We start from the raw sequence: 4,673 nt of genomic DNA on the forward strand, positions 1-4,673 counted from the left end.
CACCTGCTTCGGCGAACTGGCCGGCGCGGTGGTGCGCGGCGGCTGGACCTTCAACCGCGCCTACAAGGCCGACCCGGCCGACCGGATGCTCCCCGCCTACGCCCTGATGGGCTACCCGACCCTGAAGGTCCCCACGCCCGTCTTCATGGGCACGGGGGGCTCCGACCGCGACGTGCCTCCGGGCATGCAGCTCAGCCTCGCCGCCGACGCCTGCAAGGCCGGGACGGTGATCCAGTCCCACGTCTATCCGGGGCTTGATCACTCCGGGGCCGTGAATGGTTCGACCCGGGAGTCCTCCGCCTTCGTGGAGGCGGTCTTCGCCGGCAAGCCGGTGGCGGGCAACTGCAAGGCCCTGCCCACCCCGCCCCCCGCCTGATCCGCAAGCCCGGGAGTTCACATGTCCGCCGCCGCCCAAGCCGTCCGCGACTTCATTGACGCCTGGCCCCGCCTGGATCCGGATGAGCTGGCCGGCTGGTTCACCGAGGATGGGGTCTATCACAACATGCCCTCCGGCCCGGTCCAGGGCCGGGAGACGATCCGCGGCTTCATCGCCGGCTTCATCCGCCCCTGGGCCGAGACCCGCTGGGAGGTCGTCTCCCTCGTCGCCGAGGGCGACACCGTGATCGCCGAGCGCATCGATCGCATCCGCGTCGGCGAGAAATGGATCGAGCTGCCCTGCTGCGGCGTCTTCCACCTCAGGGATGGCAGGATCGCCCTCTGGAAGGACTATTTCGACCTGCCCACCTACACCCGGACCCTGGCGGGGTAGGTCGCCCGGAATCCTACCCCGCCAGCTGGGCCTTCCGGTCGCGGCGGCGGCGGGTCAGAACGTGCTCGGTGTAGCCGTTGGGCTGGGCGCGGCCCTCGAAGACGAGCTCGAGCGCCGCCTGGAAGGCCACGCTGTCCGGATGGCCGGCCATGGGCGAATAGGCCGCATCGCCGGCGTTCTGGCCGTCCACCACCGCCGCCATGCGGGCGAAGGTCTCGCGGACCTGGGCCTCGGTGCAGACCCCGTGGTGCAGCCAGTTGGCGATGTGCTGGCTGGAGATCCGCAGGGTGGCGCGGTCCTCCATCAGGCCCACGTCGTGGATGTCCGGCACCTTGGAGCAACCGACGCCCTGGTCGATCCATCTGACCACGTAGCCGAGGATGCCCTGGGCGTTGTTGTCCAGTTCCTGCTGAACCTCCTCCGGGCTCCAGTTCGAGCGGGCCAGGGGCGGCGTCAGGAGGGCGTCCAGGCCCGTGCGCGGGCCGCCGGCCAGGCTGGCCTGGAGGGCCGGGACATCCACCTCGTGATAGTGCAGGGCGTGCAGGGTGGCGGCGGTGGGGGAGGGGACCCAGGCGGTGTTGGCGCCGGCCTTCGGATGCCCGACCTTGGCGGCCAGCATGTCCTTCATCATGTCCGGGGCGGCCCACATGCCCTTGCCGATCTGCGCGCGGCCGGGGAAGCCGGCGGCGAGGCCGATCTCGACATTCCGCTTCTCGTAGGCGGCCAGCCACCCCTCGGCCTTCATGGCGTCCTTGCGGACCATGGGCCCGGCCTGCATGGCCGTGTGGATCTCGTCCCCCGTCCGGTCGAGGAAGCCGGTGTTGATGAAGACGATCCGGTCCTTCGCCGCGGCGATACAGGCGGCGAGGTTGGCGCTGGTGCGGCGCTCCTCGTCCATGATGCCCATCTTCACCGTGTTGCGGGCCAGGCCCAGGGCCTCCTCCACCTGGTCGAACAGGCTCACCGCCAGGGCGACTTCATCCGGCCCGTGCATCTTGGGCTTCACGACATAGACCGAGCCCGCCGGGCTGTTGCGGCGCGCGCCCTGCAGGTCGTGGAGGGCGGCGGTCACCGTGATCAGGGCGTCGACGGCGGACTCATAGACCGGGTCCCCGTCCAGGGTGACCATGTCCGTCAGCATGTGGTGGCCGACATTGCGCACCAGCAGCAGGGACCGGCCGCGCAGCACGGCCTCGCCGCCGCCGGGGGCGGAATAACGCCGGTCCTCGTCCAGCCGGCGGGTCTCGGTCCGACCGCCCTTCTCGAAGGAGGCCGTCAGGTCGCCGCGCATCAGGCCCAGCCAGTTGCGATAGACGCCGGTCTTGTCCTCGGCGTCCACGGCGGCGACGGAATCCTCGCAATCCTGGATGGCGGTCAGGGCGGACTCCATCAGGACATCCGCCACCCCCGCCGCATCGTCCTTGCCGACATTGTGGGTCCGGTCGACCTGGATCTCCAGGTGCAGGCCGTTGTGGCGCAGCAGCACCGCCGTGGGCGCAGCGGCGTCGCCCCGCCAGCCCGCCAGCTGGGTGGGGTCCGCCAGCCCGACCTTGGCCCCTGAGGTCAGGGTCACCGACAGGGCGTCGCCCGCAATGGCGTAGCCGGCCGCCTCGGCGTGGGAGGCGCCGTCCAGGGGTGCGGCGCGGTCCAGCACGCCCCGGGCGTAGGCGATCACCTTGGCGCCCCGGGCCGGATCATAGCCCTTGCCCCCCGTCGGCGGCTCCAGGGCGTCGGTGCCGTAGAGGGCGTCATACAGGCTGCCCCACCGGGCGTTGGCGGCGTTCAGGGCGTACCGGCCGTTCGAAACGGGCACCACGAGCTGAGGCCCGGCGATGCTGGCGATCTCGGGGTCGACATTCGCGGTGCCGAGGGTGAAGGGGCTAGGCTCGGGCAGGAGATAGCCGATCCGGGTCAGGAAGTCGGTCTGGGCGGCGAGGTCGAAGGGCTGGCCCTTGCGCGCCGTCCACCAGGCGTCGATCTCCAGCTGCAGGGCGTCCCGCCGCTCGAGCAGGGCGCGGTTGCGCGGCTGGAAGTCCTTCAGGAGGGCCTCGAGGGCGGTCCAGAAGCGGGCCGGCTCTACGCCCGTCCCGGGCAGGAGTTCCGTTTCCACGAAGGCGTGGAGGAGGTCCGCGACGGCGAGGGAGGGGCTGACCTGCATGACGTACCGACCTTTCAAAACCGGTCGCCGACAGGCGCCCGGGCGCGGCTGCAAAGCCTGCCGCAGCGGCGCTGCCATACTCCGCGCGGGGCGGCGCTTCAATGGGGACGGGCGGCCTTAGGCGTCCGAGAAGCCGAAGGGGGCCAGGGTGCGCCGGAAGTCGTCGGGCAGGATCTGGCGGCCGATGGGCGGGGCCGACCGGGCGGCGCATTCCGCCCGGTGGCAGAGCCGGCAGGTGATGCCGATGGGCGTGGCCTGGTCCGGCCCGCCGCCCCGGTGGTCCGCCGCATAGACCAACCGCTGGGCGTGCTCCTCGGCGCAGCCCAGGGCGATGGCCCGCTCGATCCGCGGCGCCCCGAAGCCGCCACCGCCGGCGGTCACCGTCCGGGCGATGGAGAAGAACTTCTGGCCGTCGGGCAGTTCCAGCCACTGGGTGACGATCTGCCGGGGGGTCCGGAAGGCCTGGTGGAGGCTCCACAGGGGGCAGCCGCCCCCGTGCCGGGCGAAGGGAAAGCCCGCCCCGTCCAGCCGCTTGGAAACGTTCCCCGCCTCGTCGACCCGGATGAAGAAGAAGGGCACACGCTCCTGCCCGGGCTTCTGCAGGGTGGTCAGCCGGTGGGCGGTCTGCTCGAAGCTGGCCCCGAACTGGCGGCCGAGGGCCTCGACGTCGTAGCGCCGCGCCTCCGCCGCCCGGGCGAAGGCGGTGTAGGGCATCAAGAGGGCGGCGGCCGCGTAGCTGGCCAGGGCCCGGCGGGTCAGGCGCTGGCCCCCCTCGGTCTCGAAGATCCCCTCGGCCAGGACCTCGCCGATCTCGGCCTCCAGCTCCAGGTAGGCGGTCTGCAGGGCCAGCTGGAAGGCCTGGCTGGCGCCGTCGAGGGTGTCATCCAGCAGCACCTCCCGCCGGTGCCGGTCCAGGCGGCGGGTGGCGCCGGTCATGACGTCCGGGGGCAGGCGGCGCACCCTCAGGCCATGCCGGGCCTTGAGGTGGCCGGCCAGGCCCTCGTTGGCGGCGACGGCCTGGGCGAGGCGCTCGGCGGCGTCGTCGAGCAGGGGGAAGCTGTTGCGCCGGGCCGCCAAGAATCGCCGGGACTCGGCCACTGGATCGGCCGCCTCCTCGCCCTCGCGTCCCTCGACCGTGCGGTCGGCCAGGGCCAGCTGCTCCTCGCGGTAGGCGGTGTAGAGGCGCAGGAAGGCCTCGGACACCCCCGGGAAGTTGGCCGCCGCATCGGCGACCTCCAGGGCTTTCAGCTCGATGCCGCCGAACATCGGGTCGCGCAGGGCCGACTGCAGCCGGGCGGAGTCGTCGCCGCTCTCCGCCGCCAGGGCGGCCACGTCCAGCCTGTAGGTCTGGGCCAGCCGCACCAGCATCTCGGCGCTGAGGGGCCTGTGGTTGCGCTCCAGGAGGGCGAGGTAGGAGGCGGAAACCTCCAGGTCCTGGGCCATGTCGGACTGGGTCAGGCCCAGGTCGCGCCGCAGGCGCCGGAGGCTGGGGCCGACATAGAGGCGGCGTTCGCTGGGCATGGCCGGGCCTCCCTGGAGAGTCGGACCCTTACAACATTACAAGTCTGATCTGTAAAGTCTGACAGATCGACTTCAGGGGGACTCGCCAGCCTGTCACGCCTGCGTCACACGGCAGGCCGCCGAAGGCCCCGTCTGGCGGGCGCCCGGCCAGCAAGGGATTTCAAGGCCATGTCTTACCAGGACGATATCCAGCAGGTCGAAAAGCTCATCCGCAGCAAGAACGGG

At 71.7% G+C, this 4,673-nt stretch carries 4 protein-coding genes; 2 read left to right on the forward strand and 2 right to left on the reverse strand.

What is annotated here, in order from left to right; translation table 11 throughout:
- Both INE98_RS06165 and INE98_RS06170 read left to right on the forward strand, forming a co-directional pair.
- On the forward strand, nt 1–376 hold a 376-nt coding region (locus tag INE98_RS06165), incomplete at its 5' end, for a hypothetical protein (protein ID WP_293537426.1).
- A 21-nt stretch (nt 377–397) separates the two neighbouring features.
- On the forward strand, nt 398–769 hold the full coding sequence (locus tag INE98_RS06170; protein WP_293537428.1) for a limonene-1,2-epoxide hydrolase family protein: 372 nt from the start codon (nt 398–400) through the stop codon (nt 767–769).
- Nucleotides 770–782: 13 nt separating this feature from the next.
- On the opposite strand, the gene INE98_RS06175 is transcribed toward INE98_RS06170, so the two are convergent.
- Both INE98_RS06175 and INE98_RS06180 read right to left on the reverse strand, forming a co-directional pair.
- The gene (locus tag INE98_RS06175) at nt 783–2,927 is read right to left on the reverse strand and encodes a malate synthase G (RefSeq protein ID WP_293537430.1); all 2,145 of its coding nucleotides are present in this window, start codon (nt 2,925–2,927) and stop codon (nt 783–785) included.
- 117 nt (nt 2,928–3,044) lie between these two features.
- Nucleotides 3,045–4,448 (reverse strand): short-chain fatty acyl-CoA regulator family protein, encoded by a 1,404-nt coding sequence (locus INE98_RS06180; protein WP_293537432.1) that lies wholly within the window; start codon nt 4,446–4,448, stop codon nt 3,045–3,047.
- Nucleotides 4,449–4,673: the final 225 nt, after the last annotated feature.

It is taken from the genome of Phenylobacterium sp., from assembly GCF_020253645.1.
Classification (GTDB): Bacteria; Pseudomonadota; Alphaproteobacteria; order Caulobacterales; family Caulobacteraceae; genus Phenylobacterium.